Origin of the sequence: Saccharibacillus sacchari (assembly GCF_037722395.1) — a bacterium.
Taxonomy (GTDB): domain Bacteria; phylum Bacillota; class Bacilli; order Paenibacillales; family Paenibacillaceae; genus Saccharibacillus; species Saccharibacillus sacchari_A.
In genome coordinates, this window is record NZ_JBBKAR010000031.1 from 1 (window position 1) to 21536 (window position 21536).

26 protein-coding genes are annotated in these 21536 nt (G+C 55.2%); 7 read left to right on the plus strand and 19 right to left on the minus strand.

The window, feature by feature from the left end:
- Nucleotides 1-236: 236 nt before the first annotated feature.
- The 4 genes from WKI47_RS08605 to WKI47_RS08620 are packed head-to-tail and all read left to right on the plus strand — an operon-like array spanning nucleotide 237 to nucleotide 4154.
- Nucleotides 237-1163 carry an ABC transporter permease gene (locus WKI47_RS08605; protein ID WP_340226743.1) on the plus strand — a complete coding sequence of 309 codons (927 nt, stop codon included), beginning with the start codon at nucleotides 237-239 and terminating at the stop codon, nucleotides 1161-1163.
- 1 nt (nucleotide 1164) lies between these two features.
- Nucleotides 1165-2115, plus strand: a complete 951-nt coding sequence (locus WKI47_RS08610) for an ABC transporter permease (protein WP_340226744.1) — start codon at nucleotides 1165-1167, stop codon at nucleotides 2113-2115.
- A gap of 49 nt (nucleotides 2116-2164) precedes the next feature.
- The gene (locus tag WKI47_RS08615; protein WP_340226745.1) at nucleotides 2165-3844 is read left to right on the plus strand and encodes a peptide ABC transporter substrate-binding protein; all 1680 of its coding nucleotides are present in this window, start codon (nucleotides 2165-2167) and stop codon (nucleotides 3842-3844) included.
- Nucleotide 3845: 1 nt separating this feature from the next.
- Entirely contained in the window at nucleotides 3846-4154 is a 309-nt protein-coding gene (locus WKI47_RS08620) for a DUF3899 domain-containing protein (protein ID WP_340226746.1), read from the plus strand.
- 61 nt (nucleotides 4155-4215) lie between these two features.
- Here the strand turns inward: WKI47_RS08620 and WKI47_RS08625 are convergent, their stop codons facing one another.
- The 5 genes from WKI47_RS08625 to WKI47_RS08645 are packed head-to-tail and all read right to left on the minus strand — an operon-like array spanning nucleotide 4216 to nucleotide 7087.
- Nucleotides 4216-4605, minus strand: coding sequence for a RidA family protein (locus tag WKI47_RS08625; protein WP_340226747.1), 390 nt, complete (start codon nucleotides 4603-4605; stop codon nucleotides 4216-4218).
- Between the two features lie 40 nt (nucleotides 4606-4645).
- A complete protein-coding gene (locus WKI47_RS08630) occupies nucleotides 4646-5107 on the minus strand; it encodes a hypothetical protein (RefSeq protein ID WP_340226748.1) in 462 nt (153 codons plus the stop codon).
- A gap of 22 nt (nucleotides 5108-5129) precedes the next feature.
- The gene (locus WKI47_RS08635; protein WP_340226749.1) at nucleotides 5130-5582 is read right to left on the minus strand and encodes a RidA family protein; all 453 of its coding nucleotides are present in this window, start codon (nucleotides 5580-5582) and stop codon (nucleotides 5130-5132) included.
- A 36-nt stretch (nucleotides 5583-5618) separates the two neighbouring features.
- Nucleotides 5619-6203 (minus strand): histidine phosphatase family protein, encoded by a 585-nt coding sequence (locus tag WKI47_RS08640; protein ID WP_340226750.1) that lies wholly within the window; start codon nucleotides 6201-6203, stop codon nucleotides 5619-5621.
- The gene (locus WKI47_RS08645) at nucleotides 6194-7087 is read right to left on the minus strand and encodes a hypothetical protein (protein ID WP_340226751.1); all 894 of its coding nucleotides are present in this window, start codon (nucleotides 7085-7087) and stop codon (nucleotides 6194-6196) included. The genes WKI47_RS08640 and WKI47_RS08645 overlap by 10 nt, the downstream gene beginning before the upstream one ends.
- A gap of 99 nt (nucleotides 7088-7186) precedes the next feature.
- Here WKI47_RS08645 and WKI47_RS08650 point away from each other — a divergent pair, with 99 nt between their 5' ends.
- The gene (locus tag WKI47_RS08650; RefSeq protein ID WP_340226752.1) at nucleotides 7187-7744 is read left to right on the plus strand and encodes a shikimate kinase; all 558 of its coding nucleotides are present in this window, start codon (nucleotides 7187-7189) and stop codon (nucleotides 7742-7744) included.
- A gap of 191 nt (nucleotides 7745-7935) precedes the next feature.
- Here WKI47_RS08650 and WKI47_RS08655 read toward each other — a convergent pair whose 3' ends face one another.
- From WKI47_RS08655 to WKI47_RS08695, 9 genes are all read right to left on the minus strand, one after another.
- A complete protein-coding gene (locus WKI47_RS08655; RefSeq protein WP_340226753.1) occupies nucleotides 7936-8250 on the minus strand; it encodes a hypothetical protein in 315 nt (104 codons plus the stop codon).
- 41 nt (nucleotides 8251-8291) lie between these two features.
- A complete protein-coding gene (locus WKI47_RS08660) occupies nucleotides 8292-8915 on the minus strand; it encodes a hypothetical protein (RefSeq protein WP_340226754.1) in 624 nt (207 codons plus the stop codon).
- 100 nt (nucleotides 8916-9015) lie between these two features.
- The gene (locus tag WKI47_RS08665; RefSeq protein WP_340226755.1) at nucleotides 9016-9699 is read right to left on the minus strand and encodes a hypothetical protein; all 684 of its coding nucleotides are present in this window, start codon (nucleotides 9697-9699) and stop codon (nucleotides 9016-9018) included.
- 94 nt (nucleotides 9700-9793) lie between these two features.
- Entirely contained in the window at nucleotides 9794-10777 is a 984-nt protein-coding gene (locus WKI47_RS08670; protein ID WP_340226756.1) for a GNAT family N-acetyltransferase, read from the minus strand.
- Between the two features lie 15 nt (nucleotides 10778-10792).
- On the minus strand, nucleotides 10793-11158 hold the full coding sequence (locus WKI47_RS08675) for a hypothetical protein (RefSeq protein WP_340226757.1): 366 nt from the start codon (nucleotides 11156-11158) through the stop codon (nucleotides 10793-10795).
- A gap of 12 nt (nucleotides 11159-11170) precedes the next feature.
- Nucleotides 11171-11488: a hypothetical protein gene (locus tag WKI47_RS08680; RefSeq protein ID WP_340226758.1), complete on the minus strand. Its 318-nt coding sequence runs from the start codon at nucleotides 11486-11488 to the stop codon at nucleotides 11171-11173.
- A 2-nt stretch (nucleotides 11489-11490) separates the two neighbouring features.
- Nucleotides 11491-11949: an NUDIX hydrolase gene (locus WKI47_RS08685; RefSeq protein ID WP_340226759.1), complete on the minus strand. Its 459-nt coding sequence runs from the start codon at nucleotides 11947-11949 to the stop codon at nucleotides 11491-11493.
- A gap of 282 nt (nucleotides 11950-12231) precedes the next feature.
- Complete coding sequence (locus WKI47_RS08690; protein ID WP_340226760.1) at nucleotides 12232-12618, minus strand: hypothetical protein; 387 nt, start codon at nucleotides 12616-12618, stop codon at nucleotides 12232-12234.
- Between the two features lie 133 nt (nucleotides 12619-12751).
- Nucleotides 12752-13807: an ABC transporter substrate-binding protein gene (locus tag WKI47_RS08695; protein ID WP_340226761.1), complete on the minus strand. Its 1056-nt coding sequence runs from the start codon at nucleotides 13805-13807 to the stop codon at nucleotides 12752-12754.
- Between the two features lie 293 nt (nucleotides 13808-14100).
- Here WKI47_RS08695 and WKI47_RS08700 point away from each other — a divergent pair, with 293 nt between their 5' ends.
- A complete protein-coding gene (locus WKI47_RS08700; protein WP_340226762.1) occupies nucleotides 14101-15954 on the plus strand; it encodes a helix-turn-helix domain-containing protein in 1854 nt (617 codons plus the stop codon).
- 6 nt (nucleotides 15955-15960) lie between these two features.
- On the opposite strand, the gene WKI47_RS08705 is transcribed toward WKI47_RS08700, so the two are convergent.
- The 4 genes from WKI47_RS08705 to WKI47_RS08720 all read right to left on the minus strand — a co-directional run bounded on the left by WKI47_RS08705 (nucleotide 15961) and on the right by WKI47_RS08720 (nucleotide 19932).
- On the minus strand, nucleotides 15961-16497 hold the full coding sequence (locus WKI47_RS08705) for a hypothetical protein (protein WP_340226763.1): 537 nt from the start codon (nucleotides 16495-16497) through the stop codon (nucleotides 15961-15963).
- Nucleotides 16498-16501: 4 nt separating this feature from the next.
- Complete coding sequence (locus WKI47_RS08710; RefSeq protein WP_340226764.1) at nucleotides 16502-16927, minus strand: VOC family protein; 426 nt, start codon at nucleotides 16925-16927, stop codon at nucleotides 16502-16504.
- A 43-nt stretch (nucleotides 16928-16970) separates the two neighbouring features.
- The gene (locus WKI47_RS08715) at nucleotides 16971-17114 is read right to left on the minus strand and encodes a hypothetical protein (protein WP_340226765.1); all 144 of its coding nucleotides are present in this window, start codon (nucleotides 17112-17114) and stop codon (nucleotides 16971-16973) included.
- A gap of 97 nt (nucleotides 17115-17211) precedes the next feature.
- Nucleotides 17212-19932 carry a glycoside hydrolase family 78 protein gene (locus tag WKI47_RS08720; protein ID WP_340226766.1) on the minus strand — a complete coding sequence of 907 codons (2721 nt, stop codon included), beginning with the start codon at nucleotides 19930-19932 and terminating at the stop codon, nucleotides 17212-17214.
- A gap of 204 nt (nucleotides 19933-20136) precedes the next feature.
- Here WKI47_RS08720 and WKI47_RS08725 point away from each other — a divergent pair, with 204 nt between their 5' ends.
- Complete coding sequence (locus tag WKI47_RS08725; RefSeq protein ID WP_340226767.1) at nucleotides 20137-21003, plus strand: AraC family transcriptional regulator; 867 nt, start codon at nucleotides 20137-20139, stop codon at nucleotides 21001-21003.
- Between the two features lie 4 nt (nucleotides 21004-21007).
- Here the strand turns inward: WKI47_RS08725 and WKI47_RS08730 are convergent, their stop codons facing one another.
- Nucleotides 21008-21496 (minus strand): isochorismatase family cysteine hydrolase, encoded by a 489-nt coding sequence (locus WKI47_RS08730; protein WP_340226768.1) that lies wholly within the window; start codon nucleotides 21494-21496, stop codon nucleotides 21008-21010.
- Nucleotides 21497-21536: the final 40 nt, after the last annotated feature.

The window sequence follows — 21536 nt, forward strand, 5'->3', positions numbered from 1 at the left end:
CGCAGCCGCAGCCGCCCCCGCAAAGCCCTCCCCGAACAGGACCTCCCCAAAGCCCTTCCCCCGCTGAATCCGATTGGCTTTTGATCAACAACTTCCTCCTTTATCCTTGACAGGACATGTGAATTACGATAGCATTTCCTAGTATTATCATTGGAATTAACGATTTAATGGAATGACGAGTTCATGCGTTAATCCTTTATTCCTTTTATCCTTTCGCTTGAACAGGAGTTTTGCCTATGTACATACTGAAACGTTTTGGTCTGATGCTGTTGACGCTGTGGATCATCGTCACGCTGACGTTCATCATCATGCACGTCATTCCCGGCGACCCGTTTTCCAACGATTCGAAAACGATACCGCCTGCCGTGCTCGAAAACATGCGCGCCCGCTACAATCTGGACGAACCTTATATCGTGCAGTACGCGCTGTATTTGAAAAACCTGTTGCTGCTCGATCTCGGTCCTTCGATTCAATCGAAAACGACCGACGTCAACACCCTGATCGCGCGAGGCTTCGGCCCGTCCGCTATCCTCGGTCTTCAATCGCTGATCATCGCGTTAGTGGCCGGGATCTCGCTCGGAACGTTGGCTGCTTTACACCATAATCGACCACTGGATTATATTTCGATGTTTATCGCGATCCTCGGCGTGTCGATTCCGAGCTTTATTTTGGCTCCGCTGCTGATCAAATACGTGGCGGTCAAATGGGAGCTGCTGCCGGTCGCTTCCTGGGGAACGTGGCGACATACGCTTCTTCCGTCGATCGCCCTGGCCGTCTCGCCGCTTGCGGTCATCGCCCGTTTTATGCGCACCAGCATGCTCGACGTATTGAACCGCGACTATATCCGCACCGCCTACGCCAAAGGCTTGTCCGGTCCGGCGGTCACGCTGCGGCACGGATTGCGCAACGCCCTGATCCCCGTACTGTCTTTTATCGGGCCGCTGTTCGCTTCCGTCATCACCGGCACGTTCGTCGTGGAAAAGATCTTCGCCATTCCCGGCATCGGCAAATATTTCGTGGACAGCATTTTCAACCGCGATTATCCCGTCATCCTGGGCACGACCATTTTTTACGGCGCGATTCTCGTGGTGACGCTGTTCCTGATCGATATCGCGTACCGAGCGGTCGATCCGAGAATCCAACTGGTCAGCAAAGGAGAATAGTATGGAAAACGCATCCGCTTCCGAAAACAAAGAGTTATTCCGCCCGGTTGCGCGAGACGAAATCCCGGCGGCGGCGTTTCGGCGTCCGACGGAATCGTACTGGCGCATCCGGCTTCACAAACTGCTTAAAAACAAACTCGCCGTGCTCGGTCTGTGCCTGCTGCTGCTGATTCTCGGCCTCGCCGCCGTCGGCCCGCATCTGGTGCCTTACGCGCCGAGCGACCAATCGCTGCTGATGACCAATCTTCCGCCGTCGGCGGCACACTGGTTCGGCACGGACGATCTGGGCCGCGACGTCTGGGCGCGTACCTGGGCCGGCGCGCGCATCTCGCTGCTGATCGGCTTTTCCGCGGCGGCGATCGACCTCGTGCTCGGCGTGCTGATCGGCAGCATCGCCGGATACGCCGCCGGACGCGGAGCAAAAGGCGACCGGATCGACAGCGCGTTGATGCGGCTGACCGAGATCCTGTACAGCATCCCGTATCTGCTCGTCGTTATCTTGCTGCTCGTGGTGATGAAGCCGGGTCTGCTAACGATGATTATCGCGCTGTCGCTGACCGGCTGGGTCGGCATGGCGCGTATCGTGCGCGGACAGATTCTTCAGCTTAAGCAAAACGAATACGTGACCGCCGCCCGCAGCCTGGGCGCGAGCCACCGCCGCATTGTGTTCCGGCATCTGCTGCCGAACGCGACAGGTATCATCATCGTGAACCTGACGTTTTCGATCCCGGCCGCGATCTTCGCCGAATCGTTTCTCAGCTTTCTCGGTCTGGGCATCCAGTCCCCTTCCGCAAGCTGGGGCACGATGGCGAACGATTCGCTCGGCGTCATTTTGAGCGGGCAATGGTGGAGACTCTTTTTCCCCGGCCTGCTGATTTCGCTTACGATGCTGGCTTTTAACACGCTGGGCGACGGCCTTCAGGATGCGCTTGATCCGCATTCCAAGGTCTGAATATACATAGACATGGTCGCACCGATCACAAAACGGGAGGGAAACAACAATGAAGAAAAAGATTCAAGGATTGTCCGTTACGCTGCTGGTGGCTTTGGTGGCGTTGGCCGGATGCTCCGGCGGAGGCAATACGGCGACGACCGCGGAACCGGCGTCGACCGGCAACGCTTCGACGGCGGCGGCTACGCCGGAAGACGTGCCGACGGACGTAACGCAGGAGATCACGACTAACCTGGCGGGCGGCGAACCGTATACGCTCGACCCGGCGTTCGCGTCGGACACGACTTCCTATTTCGTCATCAACAATCTGTACGAAGGTCTGTACACCTACGATAAATCCGGCGAGATCGTCGAAGGCGCGGCCAGCAAAGTCGACGTGTCCGAAGACGGCTCGACCTACACGTTCACGATCCGCGACGACGCCAAATGGTCCGACGGCGAGCCGGTCACGGCCGGAGACTTCGAGTACGCGTGGAAACGCGTGTTGAACCCGGAGACCGCCGCTTACGATCCGTCTTCGCTGTATTACATCAAAGGCGCCGAAGAATATAACACGGGCAAAGGCAAAGCGGAAGACGTCGGCATCACGGCGAAAGACGACAAAACGCTCGTGGTGCAGCTCAAATCGCCGCTTGGCTTTTTCCCGACGATCGCCGTAGGCACGCCGTATTTGCCGGTACGCCAATCGGTCGCGGAAGGCGACGACAAATGGGCGGCCGAAGCGTCGACGATCGTCGGCAACGGTCCTTACGTGGCAAAAGAATGGAAGCATAACGAGTCGATCACGCTGACCAAAAACGATCAGTATTGGGACAACGAGTCCATCACGATGGCGACGATCAACTTCAAAATGGTGCAAGACGCCACGACCTACTATCAAATGTACAAAACGGGCGATCTGGATATGATTCTGAGCCTCCCGGTCGATACGCTGGATCAGGAGAAAAGCAATCCGGAATTCCTGTCGCATCCGTCGTTCTCGGTGTACACGTATTCCTTCAACGTCGACGAGAAGCCTTTTACCAACAAAAAGATCCGTCAAGCCATTGCCTACGCGATCGACCGCGAAGTGCTGGCGACCAACGTGACCAAAGGCGGCGAGACGCCGGCTTACGGCTACGTGCCTTACGGCATCACGGCGCCTTCGGGCAAAGACTTCCGCGACGAAGCGCCGAAATATTACGAGTTCGATCCGGAAAAAGCGAAACAGCTTTTGGCCGAAGGACTGCAAGAAGAAGGACTGACTTCGCTGCCTGCGGTCACGTTCAAATACAACACGTCGGACAAGCACAAAAAAGTCGCCGAAGCGATTCAGGAATTGCTCAAAACGAACTTGGGCATCGAAGTGACGCTGGAAAACCAGGAATGGAAAACGTATATCGATACGTTCAAGCAGAAAAACTTCCAGGCGGCGCGAATGGGCTGGGAAGGCAACTTCCTCGATCCGCTCGGCGTATTGGCCCACTACACCAGCGCCAATTCGAACAACTTCACCAACTGGAAAAATGCCGACTACGACAAACTGATCGAATCTTCGACGTACGAACTCGATCCGGCCAAACGTTTCGAACAGTTGCATGAAGCCGAAGCCATCCTGATGGACGAGCTGCCGATCATCCCGATCCAGTTCTCCGCGGACACTGCGCTGATCAGTCCGAAAATCAAAGGCGTCGTGTTCGATACGCGCTCGAACCCGGACCTGCGCTTCGCCGTGCGCACGGAGCAGTAACATGACCGGGCTGAACGCTGCCGAACTCGCCGACCGGTTGTTCCTATACGGATTGTCCGCATTGGTCGTCGGAGCTTTGTTTTACGTGCTGCAAAGCGGCTTTTTGACCCTTTTCCTGCGCGGCTTCTCCGGCGTCGGCCAAGCGTTCGGACGCAAATCGCGGGCTTTGCAGCAAGAAGACGAACGGCTGCGCCGCGATCCGGCGCACGCCGCTTGGAAAAGCTCGACGCTGCATCGGCTGAAGCTGGGCTTTCTGGGCGGCGGGGCTTTGCTGACCGTTGCTTCGTTGATCTTGTTGTCGGTTGCGTGAAAAAAAGCGAAAAAGGAGTGCCTTCCGATGAGGAAAGGCGCTCCTTTTTCGTGTGATTGATTTATTCCTCCGTCACGATCGCCTGGACTTCGATCTCCACCAGCAGTTCCGGGTCGATCAGCGCTTTGACTTCGACCATCGTCGCCACGGGGCGAATATCGCGGAACACTTCGCCGTGGGCGCGGCCGATCTCTTCCCATTGCGAGATGTCGGTGACGAACATGCGGGTGCGCACGACATGCTCCAACTTCGCTCCGACCTGCGTCAGCGCTTCTTCGACCGTTTTAAGAATTTCGGCGGTTTGCCGATAAGGATCGCCGACGCCAACCACTTCTCCGTTTTTCATCGCGGTCGTTCCGGCCACTTCCACCGTATTCCCTACGCGCACCGCGCGGCTATAGCCGACGATCGGCTCCCAGGGCGAACCTGTTTGGTATGTTTTGCGTTGCATATCGTTATTCCTCCTTGAATATCGCCTTCTGCGATCATCTTCAATATTTCTCCACGATCAACTTCATCCGGCGGCCGACCGTTTGTTCGATCTCGGGCAGCAGCCGCTCCGCCGGGCCGTTATCGAAATCCGGTTCGTCGTCCGTGCCGAGTTTTACCGAAAATCTGGCGAATCCGGCAGGCCACGGATACGTTAGTTTGTCCAATGACGAAGGGTGTGCACAACAGGGCGTTAAGATGCGCATATCTTCAAATCCGTTTTGTTCGCTTATTCGTTCGAGTTCTTTGACCCACCAGATCTCGTCGATCTCCTGTCCGCATAACGGACACCTAATGCCTTCGTACATAAATCCGCTCCCAAAAAACTCACGGCGGCCGCCTGCTTTCACGCTAAAATGCGTTGAGTACGGCTCCAATAAAGTTTGCAACCGCTCAATCTTTTCCGGCGTCGGAACAAAATCCATATCGTCGGCCGGGATGAACGAGTATTCGTACATAGACATGATTGCAGCCTCCTTTGCTTGCTTACTCTACCTCGAATACCGAATCCACGATAATCGGCAAATTGTCCCGAACTGACACTGCGCCGAATACCGATCTCGCATGGGAACCGTTTGCGCCAAACACATCCAGCATTAGCTCGGAGCAGCCGTCCAGCACTTTATGATGCTCTTCAAATTCCGCTGTCGCGTTAACAAAGCCTTGTAGCTTGACCACACGCTTGACTCGATCCAACGATCCCAGTTCACTTTTAAGGACCGCCAAGATTTCAACTCCCGTTTGCCTCGCAAATTCGTACCCTTGCTGCGTGGTATATGTATCTCCCAACTTGCCTTTCGCTCCTCCGGTCGGGCCTTTGCCCGCGACAAACATCAGACCGTTCACGATGACCGCATTGGCGTAGGCCGCAGCGGGCACGCTGCTTTCCGGCAGTTCGATTCCCAATCTTTTTAAACGGCTGTCGATATTTTCGGACATAGGCGCACTTCTCCTTTACTATGCAAAACGAATCATTCATAAAGACAACAACATCGTATATGTCCCCGCTTCGCCGAGAAAATCGTCACGGCTCAAATTCCGCTCCCCGAGCAACTGGCGATACGCGTTGATCGTGCCGTCGTGGCTGACGAAAATGACGCGCTCCGCTCCCTGCTGCCTGATCCACTGCAAAAATTCCGTGCCCCGGCGAACGAATCGTTGTTCCGGCAACGTGTTGATTCCGTCGTTCCAGCTTGCCTCGTCGTCTTCGCTTCTGAGCGACAGCAGCGGATACGCCGCCGCGACTTCGCGCTTGGTCAGCGGAAGATCGCACGGCAGCGTCGACCAGGCCGGGTCTTGCGGAAACATGCGCGGTCCGGCCAGCGGGCTCATGCACACTTGCGCTTGTTTCAATCCCTGCGCGAGTACCAGCAACGTCTCGATCGTGCGTACCGTCGGCCCCGTTACGAACAGATCGCGCTCCGTCGCGGCCAACTTGCCGGACAGCGCAAGCACCTGCCTACGCCCTTCGGGCGTCAAGTTCGGATGCTTGCGTTCCAAACGACCCGGCACGTCCAGATTATGCTCGCCTTGACCGTGACGCACGAAGATCAGCTCCATACGGCTTCCCGTCTCCGCACCGAATCGCGCTGACGCAAAAACGGATCGGCTTCGGCGCCTTCCGTAATGCCGTAATCTTGCGCCAACACGTTCAAGATCCGGCTCAAAGCGTGCAGCAACGACGCGTCGTCGCCGCGAATTTCGTGCACATGGACGAGCGCTTCCAGCGCGTCGATCCGTCTCGGCGACTGCTGAAGCGCGAAAGAACGCTCGTACGCGTTCGCCGCTTCTTCGTAGCGCGCGAATTTGGCATACTGTTCGCCGAGCAGGAACAGGCAAGCGGAATCGCCCGGATGTCTGCGGCAAACCGACGACCACAGCCGCTCCGCCGCCCGCCGCTCGCCTTTTCGATACAAAATTTCGCTTATGTAAAAGTCCAGCACGTATTCCCGGCCGGCCGCGTAAGGAAGCGCCGCCGCAATATGGATTTCGGCTTCGTCGAACCGGTAATCGGCGATCAGATGCTCGATCAGGATACGGCGGGCGATCAACAGCTCGGGATGCCGCTCGACGATCCGCTCATATTCGGCGATCAGCCGATGATGGTTGCGTTTATGAAAATCCGGCAAAGCCCCGTCCATGCACGCGACATAGTTGTCATGCAGTCCGGTCGATTCCGGCGCCTGGCGCAGTCCTTCCAACGCGGCTTCGGCTCCGGTTCGGCGAATCAGTCGGGACCGGTAAACCTGAATTTCGGACAACAGCCACAGGCACTCCGGCTCGCCGCCGTCGGCATGCCGCTTTTTAAACTCATTTTCCATCCGGTCCAGTTCCGCCGTCGTCAGCGTTCCGCTCTCCCAAGTGGACCAAAGAAGCTCGGCGGCGGCTTGCAACTGTCGCTTGAACGCGCTCGGCTTGACGCCGTTTTCCAAATTCGGATTCATCGTGATTCCTCCCGTCTTCGCGTTACTCCTTGCCCGGGAACGCCTTGCCTTTTATAATGAACATACTCATTCCATGTGAAGCGGCAAAGGAGTACGGTGATGATTATAAAGAATATCGACATTCCGCTCAACCAAAAAAACATTATTTTAATCGGATTCATGGGCGCGGGCAAAACGACGATCGGCCAACTGCTGGCGGAAAAGCTCGGACGGCGCTTTCTCGATGCCGATCAGGAGATCGAACGATTGCACGGCATGCCGGTCACGGAAATTTTCAAATCGCTGGGCGAACCCGCTTTTCGGCAGATGGAAAAAGACTATATCGTCGAGTTGTGCCAACAGTCGCGCGAACAAGTCGTGTCGCTCGGCGGCGGGTCGTTTATGCAAGACGAGATTCGGAGCGCCTGCCTGCACAGCGGTATTGTATACCATCTCGATCTAACCTGGGAATCGTGGAAAGAACGTTTCGCGGAGCTGATCGATACGCGTCCGATTTTGCAAAGCCGTTCGATCGAAGAGATCGAAGAACTATTCAACAGCCGCAAAATCATCTACGCCGACAACCACCATACGGTGAACGTCGACACGCTGACGCCTGAGCAGATCGCCGACCATATGGTACGGCATCTTCGGACGCAATGGGAAAATGAAGTTTGATTTCGAAAAAGCGGGACTGCGCGGTTTGGTGCGCAGTCCCCGCTTTTTTTGTATCGAATTTACGCTTGCCGGGTCGTTTAGCCAGTTCAGAAATAACGACGCGTCTTGCGGTTCGAGTTCACGCAGCGCGATATCGCCTTATTCGAATACACGCATAGATTTCTCTTTTCTTTTTCCGTAAAACTTTCCGGTCAATGTTCGATCCCGATATGCAAAACGGCTCTTCCGGCGGCTTCCATGTACACATGCGCTCCTCCGATGTCCGCAGACGTCACGTCCATCCAATCGTCGTTTGCAAGATCTGCCGCATAAAAACGAACCACAATGCAATCCCTGCCTTTGTAGCGGTCTTCGCGCATGGAAATGTAAACGTGGTTCAGGTCGTAGCACTGCACCCAATTCGTACGCTGTACGGCTTCGATCGCTTTGAGCAGGAACGGGGTATGAGCTTTGTCGATTTTTAAAAATGCGGGGTCTTGTGGGTCAGGTTCTTTCGGCGATACCATAAGACTCTTCCTCCCTCAGGCTACTTATTATCATGGACTTGTTAAATTGGCGTGACGCCCCATTGGGCGAACAATCGACGAAGATCTTGTCCGTTAGCCCGGATAAATTGTTCCAACCTTGCGGCCGATAATACCTCAAGCGCAGCTTTCGGTTCGTCGGCCGAATTTTCCTGTAAATCAAGCAGCTTCATATCCCGATACGTATGTACGTCTTCCGCCGATAGACCGCCGAATTCAAAAGCGCGACCCGCTTTGAGTCGGTGCAGCCATTGTTGCGCGTCCGGCTTGTTTTGCAGCAGCATGGACTCGATCGCTTTTACTTCCCGATGATACTGTTTGCGTTCTTCGGGATGCTTTTCGTAACCGGGATAAATCTCGAACGTCCATCGGCGATCAGTGTAGACATGGGCGATATAGCCGAGCAAATAGAGTAGAAAAGCCGGATCGGCCTCGACACGCTCGGCATTGGTCCGAAAAATTTCGTGCAATTTCTGATCCGTCAAAAACTCGCCTTCGACGATCATCAGATGCGTTCGGGCTTTGTCGCTGCGATCGTCGCTGCGTACATGTACCGCGTCCGGCGCCAGGCTTCCTATCAAAAATTCGGCAGAAGGCTCGGGCATCGTCGCCGCCGCGACAGCGAAGTGAACCATAGGCCAGGGCATGGGGGGATTCCTCCTTATTAAATTTATAGTTCATATATTAGCAAAATAAGAGGGTACACAAAAAGACATCGAGCTTCAAACGCCCAATGTCTTTTACTAATTATTCCATGTCAATCATGGTCTGCAATTCGGCAAAAACAGCTTCCCCGCGCGATACATAATCTTCGAAAGGAGCTATAGCGTCATAAGCTTCCTCGATTTTGTCCACATTTTGCGTATCGATCGCTTCGATAAACAGGTCGACCGATTTGCCTCCGTCGACTCCCATACCCAACATCACGCTGCGGAATTCCGAGATGGCATCGTGCAAACGCGCGGATTCAAAATCCGGAACGGCTACGCGTGTAAGCTCATTCTCCAGCATTTCGAAAGCCGAATCCGCCGAAACCAAATACTCCCGCATGGTAGCATCGTCGATTTCTTCGTTAAGCCATGCTTTTAAAGCAGCGGCAAGATTATTTGTGATTGGCGTTGCTGCGGTCATAGCCGGCTCCAATTCCATGATGTAATCGTTGGCGAGTTGTTGATCGGAATCGGATACGAACTCCGATTTCTGATTTACATCGCGGGCCTCGGCATCCGCAATGTCCTCGACGACAACCTCTTCCGTCTCAACCTCGGCCGCCGCTGCGGTTTCCGTTTTCTGCTCGGCCGGCTGCGTCGTCGTTTGCGTTGCCGCTTGCTCCGCAGGCGCTGCCGCCGTTTCTTGCGTTTTGTCATTTTCGCAGGCCGCCATCACGAGCAAGGAACAGATCGCCACGCTTACCATAAATCCTTTTTTCATGCTTGATTCCCCCTGTAACTTTTCTATGTTTCTCCATTATCTGGACTCACAGGGGAATTATACGAAGCAATCAAGCAAAAGGATGCAATTTTCTTCATACTCGTGATCGGTTATTTTCGATAACAGCCGATTCGCGATTCCGGTCTGCCGTCGATAAGGCAAGATGGTAAATCTTCGTTTCTTCGCCGTCGATCCCGTAGCCTTTTCCGATATGCGTCCAGCCGTAGCGCTCGTAGTAGCCGTCCAGATCGGTGCACAAATACAATCCGTCATAACCTTTTGCCGATGCTTCGCGCGCGGCATGGTCGAGCAGCAGGCTGCCCAGACGAAGGCTCCGCCAATCCGGTTCGACATACAAACAAGCCAGCCACGGACACAGGTCTTGCCTGCTGTTCAAATCGCTGCGCAGCAAAGCATATCCTCCGGCAATCGCTCCTTTTTCCCCGTCCGTCAACAGATAGAATCGCGGCAGATCGGCGTCGGTATCGCAGGAGCGTTCGATGCAATCCCGGTAAAAGTTCAACGTCGATTCGTCGCCCCAACGGCTCCAAAAGTAGTCCACGGCTTCGGCCAACCGTTCTTGGTTCGCCCTCACGTCGCGGATTTGCAACGCCTGAAGTCGATGCCGCGCGTCTTGCGTCCAACGCTCTACGCTGCGATGCCTTCCCAGACGAATGGTGTCGAATTCGTCGGCAGCGTCCGCAGAGACGGTCACGCCCAGCAGCTTCAGCGCGCAGTTGATCGCTTTGTCCGCGCGCGTTTCGCGCAAGCGCTCGGTTCCTTTTTCCCACACGATACAGGACTGGTCGCCTGTTCCTCCGAAATAATCGGCTTCCACGTAAGCGACGATTCCATGCATCGACAGACGACGCCCCGCCGATTCGATCTGTTCCGTCAAAACGTCCCACGGCTCGATAAGCGAAGCGGCGCCGCCGTTGATCTCTTTTTGCAACTCATCGTCCAACGGAATCAGCGCCAGATCGTCCGATAAAGCTACGACTTGCGCGGTTTCAAAACGAAGGCCCAGCGTTCTCAACACGTTCGCCGAACCGATCCATCCTTGCAACGTATATCCCATACCCGTCTCCTTTGATTATGTATGTCTTTGCCGGTCTTTTTTTGCCAGCAGATTGCGAAGCGGAACCAGCACTAACGGCGGGATCAGGCAAAAGGCGCCGTACAACAGATACGAGAACGGCAGCCAAACCCTCGTTTCCCGCACGCTGCCCATCTGCATGTAATCGACGTCGGTGACCCACAGCCCGATCGACAACAAAAGCAGCAGCAGATTGGAGAGCAGCACGTACCCGATATTTTTCCATAACGCGCAGTAGATCAACATCGCAAGAACCGCAAGCAGCCAAAAAGCCGATTGCATCGTCACGAAAAACAAACCGATCAAGATCGGGTACAGCACCGTCAAGCCTATTTGAAAACGTTTGTCGGCATACAGTTTCATCTGCGCTTCCTCCTAGGGTCTTCGGTTTCGGGATTCCTGTTCCAGTTCCGCTTCGCTGCGTCGATCGATCTCTGCGCGCTCGCGGTCGCTCAACTCGTCGACTCGGTCGATCTGGCGCTCGATATCGTAGCCTGCCGCTTCCTTTTCTCCCATCACACCCAAATGCCTGCGGATCTCCCGCATATCGTCCTGAAGCTGGCGGGTACGCATGTAATTCAACACGCTGACCACGAACACGATCACGATCAGAATCGCGGCTCCCATAAACTGCGGCGTCAAAAAGAGCAACAACAGGCCGAGCAACGTCAAACCGATTGCGTAAAAGATCATGGTCAGGCCTCCTTTTTATCGAGGTAAGCGTTCAGCGCGGGCCGATCCGCCGGGTTCCAATGCTCTACAGGCGGCAGCCCGTCGATCCGGAAAAAGTTCAGCTCCGAGCCTTCTTCCCCGTCGGCGAAAGGTTCTCCTTGCGCGTCGCAACAAACATAAGCGGTAACCACGTTATGGACTTCGTCGCCGTTCGGGTAGCTGTAATGCAAACCTTCGCCCGAAAAAACCGCCAGCAATTCCAGCTTTCCGGCCGTGAGACCCGTTTCCTCCAACAGTTCGCGCCGTGCCACCTGTTCCATCGACTCGCCCGGTTCAAGCGCTCCGCCGGGCAGTCCCCAAAATCCGTTGTCCGTCCTTTTTTGCAGCAAAATCGCTCCGCCTTGTTCCACGATCACGCACGCTCCGGCCATGATTAACGGTCTGCTGCCGACCAGCTTGCGCAGTTCCGTGATATATCCCATTTTTTCGCTCCTTTCTTTGTGCTTGATGATCAGGTTCGCTTGACGGAAAACAAAAATAAGTGCAGATCTGCAATTATTTCTTCCGGATTTCTTAATTTTGTAGAAATAAGTGCTCAAATGCACTTAATTTCTTTTTTTGCCCAGTACTCTGCTATTTTTCGCTAAAATAATTGCATACACGCACCTATTTCCGATTCCGAAGCCGAACAAGGAAAAATAATTACAAAATCGCACTTATTTTTCGAACAACGCTCCGAATGAGTTGGTTTTTCGTTATCACATTTATTTTTTCGCCGAAACCAGCAGTTCCAATGCTTGCCTAGCCATCCCCCTCATAGCCGGATCTTCATGGTCCGCGAAACGCTGCACGACAGTCGCATATTCGGCATTATACGTATTTCCCAGCGCGTCCAAAGCTTCTTGAAGCACCTCGCGCTGCAATACCTCAAAGATTTGATCCGTGTAAGGCAAATCGTAACCGAACCACGGATCCGGGTATCGGTCCAGGCACAGCAACAGGCTCAACCGCCCGGCGTCGTCCGTATTCAGCAAAAAATTCTCGATTGCCTCGGCGCCGCTTCGGACGATCTCCATCTGCTCTTCGCCGTAGCTCGTGTAGCGAACCGGTTCGTCCGGCGTTTTCCCGTTCAGGTTCGAATTATCGCCCATTTCCGCCCTCCTGTTCGTTTTCCTGTCATTCCCATTCCTCTGCTTCTCATCGTACCATGTCTGAACGCGTAAAAAAACAGACCTCCGCCACTCGGCGAAAGTCTGCTTGTTAAACGGGTCTTGCGGATCAACTCTATGGATTCTCGATTTTGGCGACGATCAGATCGGCCATTTCTTCGGCTTGCAAAATAGCGGTGAACGGATCGGCACTGAAATATTTACGCAGATCCAGCTCGATTCGGCGATCGTTTTTGACGGCGTCGAGTTGCGACCATACGGTCTGCAACCGTTGCGGCGCCGCGGCTTCGTCCGTCAGCTCCAGCAGGTAGGTTCCGACGTACTCGTCGAACACTTCCCAACTGATAACGGCACTGTCTTCGCCTTTGTCGATAATCCGGCTTTGCACGTCTGCGTCCGGCTTCAGACCCAGAAGTTCGTACAAGGCGCTGCCGCCGCGGTTTTCCGAATCGCCAAGCACCAGCACGCCGCCTTCCCAGTTGTAATCGACCAACGTGAACGTATCGTCGGGCGACACGGCCGCTTGGACTTTGGCACGGGCCGCTTCCAGCCGTTCATCGAACTCGGCATTCCAGGCTTTCGCTTCGTCCTGACGATCCAGGTACTCGCCCAACGCGGTAATCTGATCTTGCATCGTGTCATACTGCGACGTATCAAACACGAGCGTCGGAGCGACTTTGCTGTACGTCTCGTACTTATCAGCCGAAAACGTGATGATCAGGTCCGGCTGCACGGCCGTAAGCTGCTCCAACGAAATGGCGTTATGGTCGCCCAGATCGGCCACCGTATCGGGAACCGATTCGCGCAGGAATTTGCCGTATTCGAGCAGGCTGTGCGGGATTGCGACCGGCATGATATCAAGCGCCAGCAGATGGCCGACGTTCCAATCCGCGACAATGCGCTGCGGATGCGCCGGAAGTTCCACTTCGCCGACCGGGGTGTCCATTTTGCGCATTCCGCTCTGTCCGAAAGCCTCGGTTTCGGATGACGTTGCCGCATCTTCTGCCTTTTCGGCCGAAGCCTGCGCCTTGCTGTCGCTGGATTGCGCTTGGTTCCCGGCTGTCGACGCAGCCTGCGCTTCCGGGTCGTTTGTGTTGGAGCAAGCGGCGAGCAGCATGACCGACATCAGCATAACGACGAGAAATATCCCCCAATTGCGTTTTTGTTTCATCTTTTTCTGTTATCCCCTTTCGGTCTTTGCGTTGGGCAAGCGAAACTTGATTGAGAATCGTTTTCATCAACTTGTCCCAGTATAAAATCCCGAAAAGAGCCGCACAATGTCCGTAATAGAAATCAGGCATACCCTATTCGGAAATGCTATTCGCGAAGACGATCCGGAAATATTTCGCGTAGCAGGATCGCTTTTCTCTTGAATTGAGAATTATTATCATTTAAAATATGCGGATAATCCGTTCTCGATATGCGCGATCCAGAGAACGCAACCCTGAAAAGAGTGATCTTCATATGCCAAACGGTCTTGCGACGGATCGCTTGATCCGACAATGGAACACGCGGCCGGCCCGATTGCTGGACGTCGTGTTCACAACCTTACAACCAAACGAAAAGTTTCGATACGGGGAAATCTCTTCGGCAGCGTTCGTGCTGATCTCTCGGGGAAAAGGAGAACTTAGGCTCGGGAATCTGACGACTTCGTTCGACGGCGGCTGCGCGCTCCATGTATCCGGCGGGTCGGAACTGAGACTCACGCCCGAACGCGATACGGAACTGTATCTGTTCAACTATATTTTTTCTGTGCCTTCCAGCGGCCCGGCAAGCGAAGCCCAAGATCGGTCGGCGGATTGCCCGTTCGCACTTTCCGACTTGCTGGAAACCAAGCGGGCGTTCGACGCTTTGCTGGAGCAGTGGCGCAGGCTGGGCGCGTTGGACCAGCTTCGGCTGACGTCGCATCTGTATGAATTGGTGCATATTTTGCTTAAGCAACAACACGAAGCGACAACAGAAGCAAGCCCGAATACCGCAGACCCCCGTATTGCGAGGGCGCTGCGGTATATGGAGGGGCATGTGTCGCGGACGGTCACGCTTGCGGACATCGCCGAAGCGGCCGGTTGCGGCGCGCGCCGGCTTTCCCAATTGTTCCATACTCGTTTCGAACGCTCGCCTTTTCAAGTGTTGATCGGCCTGCGCATGGAAAGAGCAAAAAAACATCTACGGGAAACGTCCGCAACCTTGCAGCAAATCGCCGAACAGGTCGGGTACGCCAACGCCTATTCGTTCAGCCGCCAATTCAAACACAGCTGCGGCTGCTCGCCGGAACGCTATCGCAAACAGGATGCTCAGGGATATCGGGAGCTTGTGTCCGGTCCCGGCGTTTCCCCGGCGCAAGCGCGTTTAAGCGACGATTTGCAGGCTGCGCGCAATGCCGAAGCTTATTTTGCAAGTCTGGCCGAGTCCGATCCGCCGACCGCGAACGCTTCGCCTATGCCGGGCGCTCCGGCCGTCGTTTTGTCGAAACCAACGCGAACGGTAAGCACGATTATCGGACGCGTCGAAGTACCGGCCCGGCCTTGCCGCATCGTGACGGATTGGAGCATCGGTCATCTGCTGGCTTTGGGCGAGCAGCCAATCGGCGCGCCTTCGACGCTGCTGGACAACGGCGGATTGCTCGACGCGTACTGGAACCTCGAACCGGAGACGGTCGGCACACACAACGCGATTTCGTGCGAGCGGATCGCGGCCATGGAGCCGGATCTGATTCTGACCTGGAATCCGCAAGCTTACGCATCGTATGCCCGCATCGCGCCGACGCTCGTGTTCGAAACGGACCGCTGCGGCGGCATGGAGCGCGAGATGCTGTTGCTGGGTCAATGGATCGGACGCGAAAAAGAAGCTTCCGCCTGGATTCGCCAAGCACGCGTGCGCACGCATCGGCTGCGGGCGCGTCTGAATGAACGTTTCGCGCGGCCTTCGACGTTCACGCTGGCCGATCCGTATTGGTGCGACACGCAGGTTACGCTGATCGGCAACGCGGCGCATCGCGGAGGCAAAGCGGTCTACGATCGGCTCAATCTGCCTGCTCCGCCCGCGTTGCGGCGTATGCTGCTCGGCAGCGGCGAAGATTCGGCGCGCATCTCGGCGTCCGAACTTCAAGCCGGCTTGGGCGAATGGGTGCTGGTCATGAACTACGACGACTTTTATGGCCTGAACCCAGCGCCGGATTGGGATCGCGACGAGATCGCCAAGCGCCATCGGATCGTCGATCTGCCGTGGAATCGCTACTTTTTATCCGATCCGCTATCTTCGCTGCTTCAAGCCGAAGAGTTGACGCAGATGTTGGATCGGCCGTTTTCGCCATTTTGACCGCTATTAGATCAAAGGCCCGTAAGCCCCGTTCGTCAATTCCTGCAATTGTTGGCGGGCGTCGTCGTTGCAAAACAGAACCGTGACGGTCTGATCTTGAACGTGATGCACGAATCGGCGATCGGGACCTTGTACGATGTTTTGCACGCTTCCGAGCGCGAAAAGATCGAACCAGTCGCCTTGATTCATGGCGGAGATTTCATGCCTTTTTTCTTCGTATACGAAAGAAATTCGCGTCGCGCTTTCGGTCGGGTCGAATTTGCCGTGCAGGTCCGAGATTTCGATCATGCCTTCCGACAAGCCGATCATGCGTGCGATGTACTGCTCGTAGATGTCCGCGTCTTCCGCGCATTCGAGATCGAATCTCCAGATATTCGCCGACAGACCCGTTCCCAGCTCCGGCAGCAGGCGCATATACGGGTCTTGCTCGTAAAAGTTCGCGTCGTAGTAGCGAGTCAGTCGATCCAACATTCTCGGCTTCGGGGTATGAAATGCGATCCCGAGCGCGGCAAGTTTGTCGAGCTGTTGTTCCAGGGTTGTCATAAGATTACTCCTTTGCGCGAAGCATGATTGGATGATCTTCGTTCAATTGCAGCAGATCCCACAGGTTTCCGTACAAGTCTTTGAATACCGCCACCGTTCCGTAAGAGTCTTCTTTGGGCTCGCGGACAAACTCGATCCCGTTCGCCACCATCTCCCGGTAGTCGCGCCAGAAGTCGTCCGTGTTCAAAAACAGAAATACCCGTCCGCCTGCCTGATTCCCGATAAAAGGCTCCTGCTCCGGCTTGGATGCGCGAGCGAGCAACAGCGTCGTGCCTGCTGATCCCGGAGGGGCGACGACGACCCAACGCTTATCCTGCTCCGGCTGATCAATGTCCTCCACTAGCGTAAAATGCAGCTTTTTCGTGTAAAACTCGATCGCTTCGTCGTAATCGTTCACGACGAGCGCGATATGTACGATAGATTGGATCATGATGGTTTCCTCCTGCAAAACGGGACGATCCCGTTGTTTGCTTCTATTGTACCACTCCCATCCACTTCAATTCCTGTTGCGGCTTTCTTTTAAACTTCGCTAATTCGTTTTCAGTCGCTTCAACCTCATCGGCATACATGTCTTTACGCTTTGTCCACCCTATTCTTACTTCTTTTTCACTGCTCATCACTACCTTCGACTTTTCGTTCTTCTCCACCTGCTCCAACTGTATAAAAAAAGACGTTGCCGCTTTATATGCGGCAACGTCCAGGTTGTCGAGAAACTCAGCTCACTTTCACCGCGTACCGGCCCGAACCGAGTTCGAGCACAAGCGTTCCGCCTTCATCCCGGCGCGACTCCGCGTCCAACACGTCCGCCGGATCGCGTTCGTCCACCTTGACGGTTTTTCCCGCAGTGTCCGGCAATCGCAGTTCGGCTGTCGTGTTCGGCGGCAGTTCGATCTCGTACGTCACCTCGCCGTTTTCCCGTTTACTCCAGCCGCTGACGATTTTGCCGTACGGCGAATCATACTGCGCGCGCGCATGGGTCAGGCCGGAATTCGGATTGGGACGCAGCACGATTCGTTTGTAGCCCGGTACTTGTTCGTCCAGATCCAACCCCGCGACTGCCCGATACAACCAATCCCCGATCGCGCCGTACGCGTAGTGGTTGTATGAATTCATGGCGTCGCTCCAAAACGAGCCGTCCGGCTTGATCCCGTCCCAGTGCTCCCAGATCGTCGTCGCTCCCTGATGGATCGAGTACAGCCACGACGGATATTCTTCCTGCTGGACGAGCTGCACCGCGAGATCGTGGTAGCCGTTTTCCGACAGCATATGGCACAGATACGGAGTTCCGACGAATCCTGTGGTAAGGTGCATCTTCTCTTCGCGCACCGATTCGGCCAACGCATCTGCTACGCGACGCTTCGTCTCGCCTTGAACCAGATCGAACATCAGCGCCAGCACGTACGACGTCTGCGTGTGTCCGGCCAGACGGCCGTTCGGCGTGACGAATTCGTCGGCGAACGCCTGAACGATCCGGCCGTGCAGGTCTTCGTATTTGCGCGCGTCGTCTTTTTTGCCCAGCACCGCCGCCGTTTTGGCTACGAGCGAAGTGGAATAGGCGAAAAAGGCGGTGGCAATCAGATCGCGGGGGGTCGCGCCGACGTAGCTGTTTTCTTTTGCATCGAGTCCGAGCCAGTCCCCGTAATGGAAGCCGGTGTTCCACAGCAGCTCCTGGTCGCCTTGCGCCCGGATGTACTCGACCCAACCTGTCATGCTGTCATATTGCTCTTGCAGAATGCGCGTATCGCCGTAACATTGGTAGATCGTCCACGGGCAGATGACCGCCGCGTCGCCCCAGGCCGACGAAGAATGCGGATCATCGTCCATCACGTGCGGAATCACGAACGGCACCCCGCCGTCGGGCCATTGATCGGCCGCCAGGTCTTTGAGCCATTTGGTGAAAAACGGGGCGACGCCGTAATTGAACGCGGCCGTGCGGATAAACACCTGCGCATCGCCTGTCCAGCCCAACCGTTCGTCGCGCTGCGGGCAATCCGTCGGCACATCCAGAAAGTTGCCCCGTTGTCCCCAAACGATGTTTTGCTGAAGCTGATTCAGCAGCGGATTGGAGCATTCGAACGATCCGGCAGGCTGCATGTCCGTATGAATGACCTCGCCGGCGAAATGGTCGGGATCGATCGGTTCCGGGAAGCCTTCGAGCCGCACGTAGCGGAAGCCCTGGAACGAGAAGGACGGTCGGTAGTTCTCCGCTTCGTCGCTTCGGCAGGTATACGCCACCTCCTGCCGCGCGTTGCGCAGATTGCCGACGTAGAAGTTGCCTTCTTGATCCAATACCTCCGCATGATGCAGCTTCAAGGCCGTTCCGGCGGAAGCTTTCACGGTAAAGGCGATGCGTCCGACCATATTTTGTCCCATATCCAATACCGTTTCTCCCGCGGGCGTGCGAATCACGGAGATCGGCTTGAGGATTTCGGTGACTTTGATCCGTTCGCTTTGTTCGCCGGTCAGCCTCGTTTCGGGCCTATCCAAAACGGAAACGGCTTTCCAGTCTGAATCGTCGTAAGCCGCCGTGCTCCAACCTGTTCGTTCCAAGCGCGCGTCGTAAGTTTCTCCGTCGTACAGGTTGGCTGCGGTAACAGGGCCTGTCGCGGCTTTCCAAGCTTTTTCGCCATCGGTATCGCGACCTGCACTGGTGATCACTTCGGTCGTGCCGTCTTCATAAACGACATGCAGCTCCAACAGCAACGCGCGACGATCTCCGTACAGCTCACCGCGCTTTTTCCAGGCATAACGCCCGATATACCAACCGTCCGCCAGCGCTGCGCCGATCACATGCCCATCACCCGATCCGCCAGACAACTGCGTCGTCACATCGTAAGCCTGAACCTGCAAACGATGCTTATAGCTGGTCCAGCCCGGCGTATACAAACTATCCCCGACCCGGCGTCCGTCCAGCTCTAGCTCATACATTCCCAGAGCAGTGGCAAACACCGTCGCCCGGCGTACGGTTTTGCCTGTTAACTTGAACGAACGACGCAGGTAAAAAACTTCGCGAGCCTGCGGGTGTATCTCGTCCGGGTCAGGAGTGATCCAATCCGCACTCCAATCCTCGGCCTGCAATAAGCCCGTTTCCCAGAAAGCGTTCTCACTCCAAGGCGAAGCTTCTTCCCGATCGTCCCAGACGCGTACCCGGTATGTATAACGCGATACGGACCGGAGTTCTTTTCCCGCATATTCGACATGTACGCTTTCTGCCGATTCTACGCGTCCGCTGTCCCATACCAGACCATTCTGCTTTTCAGCTACATCCCAACTCTGCTCTCCGCCATCTTCCGCAACCTGCACCTGATAAGCGGTCTGCCGCACATTGCGACGATCCGTCAGCAACTTCCACCCCAGACGCGGACGAGCAACCGTAAGTCCCACAGGATTTTTCAAATATTCGCAACGCAGCTCCGTCACCATCGTTGAACGCATAACCCAAATTCCTCCCGCTGTTTAAGTTTGGTTTTTTTGACTCATTCATCGATCTTCAGGTTCATTGTAGTCAAATAGGCAAAAGAATGATGGGGCTGATTCGGACAAAATGATAGGCGGATATGGACAAATAGAAGTGAAAAAGAGTAGGATCGACGCATGAAGGCAGAAGTCCGTTCAAGAGGCAGAACAAGGAGGAGAAAAATGAAGCGCAACGTGGACCGAATGCTGGGGAGCAGCTATTTTGACGATGGACTGCCGATCTACGTGAACCGGGTCGCGGAAAATTTCGATCTGTCCGAGCATACGCATGATTTTATCGAACTCACCTATATCGGAGAAGGCTCGGGCGTGCATTATATCGGGGAAGAAAGTCTGCGCGTCTCGCAAGGGGATGTGTTTTTTATTCCGGTCGGAACGTCGCATGTGTTCCGTCCGTCGGCACCGGGACGCGGACGGGAGCTGATCGTATACAACTGCTTGTTTCCGACAACGTACGTGGAGCAACTGGAAACTTTTTTCCCGGATGCAGCCGAGATGCTTGCCTTTTTCCGCGAACCTCAACGTTCCTGGCTGCGGCTGCGCGATCCGGGAGAGTTCCGGGAAGGGTTCAAAGAATTGTTTCGGGAATATGCAGCACGGCTTCCTGGCTGTGAAGCCGTGCTGACCGCGATGATCGTCCGTATGCTGGTAACGCTCCATCGGCACTCGCAAAGCGAGTCTCTCGGTTCTGGACCGACCGATGCACCGCTTTCCCGCTCCTCTATCGAACAAGCCGTGCGGGATATCGAAGAACGGTATGCGGACAATCTGACGGTAAAAGAATTGGCTGCGCAGGTCGGGCTCGGCGAACGCCAATTCAGCCGTTTGTTTGCGCAGCGGACAGGGATGAATTTTTCGGCCTTTTTGCAAAACACGCGCGTGGAGGCGGCCTGTACGTTACTGTCTTCCTCGCACCGCAGCATTCCCGAGATTGCGGCGGCCGTGGGATATAGCGATATGAAGTTTTTTTATCGGTTATTCAAACGCAAAACAGGCGAGACGCCGCTGGGGTATCGGAAAAGTCGGTGAGCGTTTAGTTCTGGGCCAACCACTCTACCGCCGTATACGAGATCAGATTGCGGTCGCGGGAAGCTGCGGCAATCGTATCGTCGTGGCGACTGAGCAGACCGTTTTGCAGCAGCACCGGACTGTAGCCGCGCTCGATCGCTCCGTTGTAGGTAAACAGCACGCAGTGCTCCGCCGCATAGCCTGCCAAAATGAGCTTTTCGACGCCGTGCTGCACCAGCACTTCGTCCAGATTCGTTTTCCAAAATGCGTTCGAGTATTCTTTGGTTACCGTGAGATCCGACGGATCGACCACGATGCTTTCAATGATGTCGTAACGGTCCGCCGTTTCTTCGGTCATGCCTTCGATATCGCGGATATGAATGATCGGATGCCCGGCCGACCGCAACAAGCCCGATACGTAGTTGATATACTCGGACGCTTTGTCGATCTTGTGCGGCGGAACGTCTCTGACATGCTCGGTTTGAACGTCGATGATAAGAAAAGCGATTTTCATGGCGTTACGCCTCCTTGGATAGGGCTTGGGATAGGACGAA

Coding starts and splice junctions, on each gene's coding strand:
- WKI47_RS08605 (WP_340226743.1), top strand. CDS start 237: ATGTACATACTGAAACGTTTTGGTCTGATGCTGTTGACGCTGTGGATC.
- WKI47_RS08610 (WP_340226744.1), top strand. CDS start 1,165: ATGGAAAACGCATCCGCTTCCGAAAACAAAGAGTTATTCCGCCCGGTT.
- WKI47_RS08615 (WP_340226745.1), top strand. CDS start 2,165: ATGAAGAAAAAGATTCAAGGATTGTCCGTTACGCTGCTGGTGGCTTTG.
- WKI47_RS08620 (WP_340226746.1), top strand. CDS start 3,846: ATGACCGGGCTGAACGCTGCCGAACTCGCCGACCGGTTGTTCCTATAC.
- WKI47_RS08625 (WP_340226747.1), bottom strand. CDS start 4,605: ATGCAACGCAAAACATACCAAACAGGTTCGCCCTGGGAGCCGATCGTC.
- WKI47_RS08630 (WP_340226748.1), bottom strand. CDS start 5,107: ATGTCTATGTACGAATACTCGTTCATCCCGGCCGACGATATGGATTTT.
- WKI47_RS08635 (WP_340226749.1), bottom strand. CDS start 5,582: ATGTCCGAAAATATCGACAGCCGTTTAAAAAGATTGGGAATCGAACTG.
- WKI47_RS08640 (WP_340226750.1), bottom strand. CDS start 6,203: ATGGAGCTGATCTTCGTGCGTCACGGTCAAGGCGAGCATAATCTGGAC.
- WKI47_RS08645 (WP_340226751.1), bottom strand. CDS start 7,087: ATGAATCCGAATTTGGAAAACGGCGTCAAGCCGAGCGCGTTCAAGCGA.
- WKI47_RS08650 (WP_340226752.1), top strand. CDS start 7,187: ATGATTATAAAGAATATCGACATTCCGCTCAACCAAAAAAACATTATT.
- WKI47_RS08655 (WP_340226753.1), bottom strand. CDS start 8,250: ATGGTATCGCCGAAAGAACCTGACCCACAAGACCCCGCATTTTTAAAA.
- WKI47_RS08660 (WP_340226754.1), bottom strand. CDS start 8,915: ATGCCCTGGCCTATGGTTCACTTCGCTGTCGCGGCGGCGACGATGCCC.
- WKI47_RS08665 (WP_340226755.1), bottom strand. CDS start 9,699: ATGAAAAAAGGATTTATGGTAAGCGTGGCGATCTGTTCCTTGCTCGTG.
- WKI47_RS08670 (WP_340226756.1), bottom strand. CDS start 10,777: ATGGGATATACGTTGCAAGGATGGATCGGTTCGGCGAACGTGTTGAGA.
- WKI47_RS08675 (WP_340226757.1), bottom strand. CDS start 11,158: ATGAAACTGTATGCCGACAAACGTTTTCAAATAGGCTTGACGGTGCTG.
- WKI47_RS08680 (WP_340226758.1), bottom strand. CDS start 11,488: ATGATCTTTTACGCAATCGGTTTGACGTTGCTCGGCCTGTTGTTGCTC.
- WKI47_RS08685 (WP_340226759.1), bottom strand. CDS start 11,949: ATGGGATATATCACGGAACTGCGCAAGCTGGTCGGCAGCAGACCGTTA.
- WKI47_RS08690 (WP_340226760.1), bottom strand. CDS start 12,618: ATGGGCGATAATTCGAACCTGAACGGGAAAACGCCGGACGAACCGGTT.
- WKI47_RS08695 (WP_340226761.1), bottom strand. CDS start 13,807: ATGAAACAAAAACGCAATTGGGGGATATTTCTCGTCGTTATGCTGATG.
- WKI47_RS08700 (WP_340226762.1), top strand. CDS start 14,101: ATGCCAAACGGTCTTGCGACGGATCGCTTGATCCGACAATGGAACACG.
- WKI47_RS08705 (WP_340226763.1), bottom strand. CDS start 16,497: ATGACAACCCTGGAACAACAGCTCGACAAACTTGCCGCGCTCGGGATC.
- WKI47_RS08710 (WP_340226764.1), bottom strand. CDS start 16,927: ATGATCCAATCTATCGTACATATCGCGCTCGTCGTGAACGATTACGAC.
- WKI47_RS08715 (WP_340226765.1), bottom strand. CDS start 17,114: ATGAGCAGTGAAAAAGAAGTAAGAATAGGGTGGACAAAGCGTAAAGAC.
- WKI47_RS08720 (WP_340226766.1), bottom strand. CDS start 19,932: ATGCGTTCAACGATGGTGACGGAGCTGCGTTGCGAATATTTGAAAAAT.
- WKI47_RS08725 (WP_340226767.1), top strand. CDS start 20,137: ATGAAGCGCAACGTGGACCGAATGCTGGGGAGCAGCTATTTTGACGAT.
- WKI47_RS08730 (WP_340226768.1), bottom strand. CDS start 21,496: ATGAAAATCGCTTTTCTTATCATCGACGTTCAAACCGAGCATGTCAGA.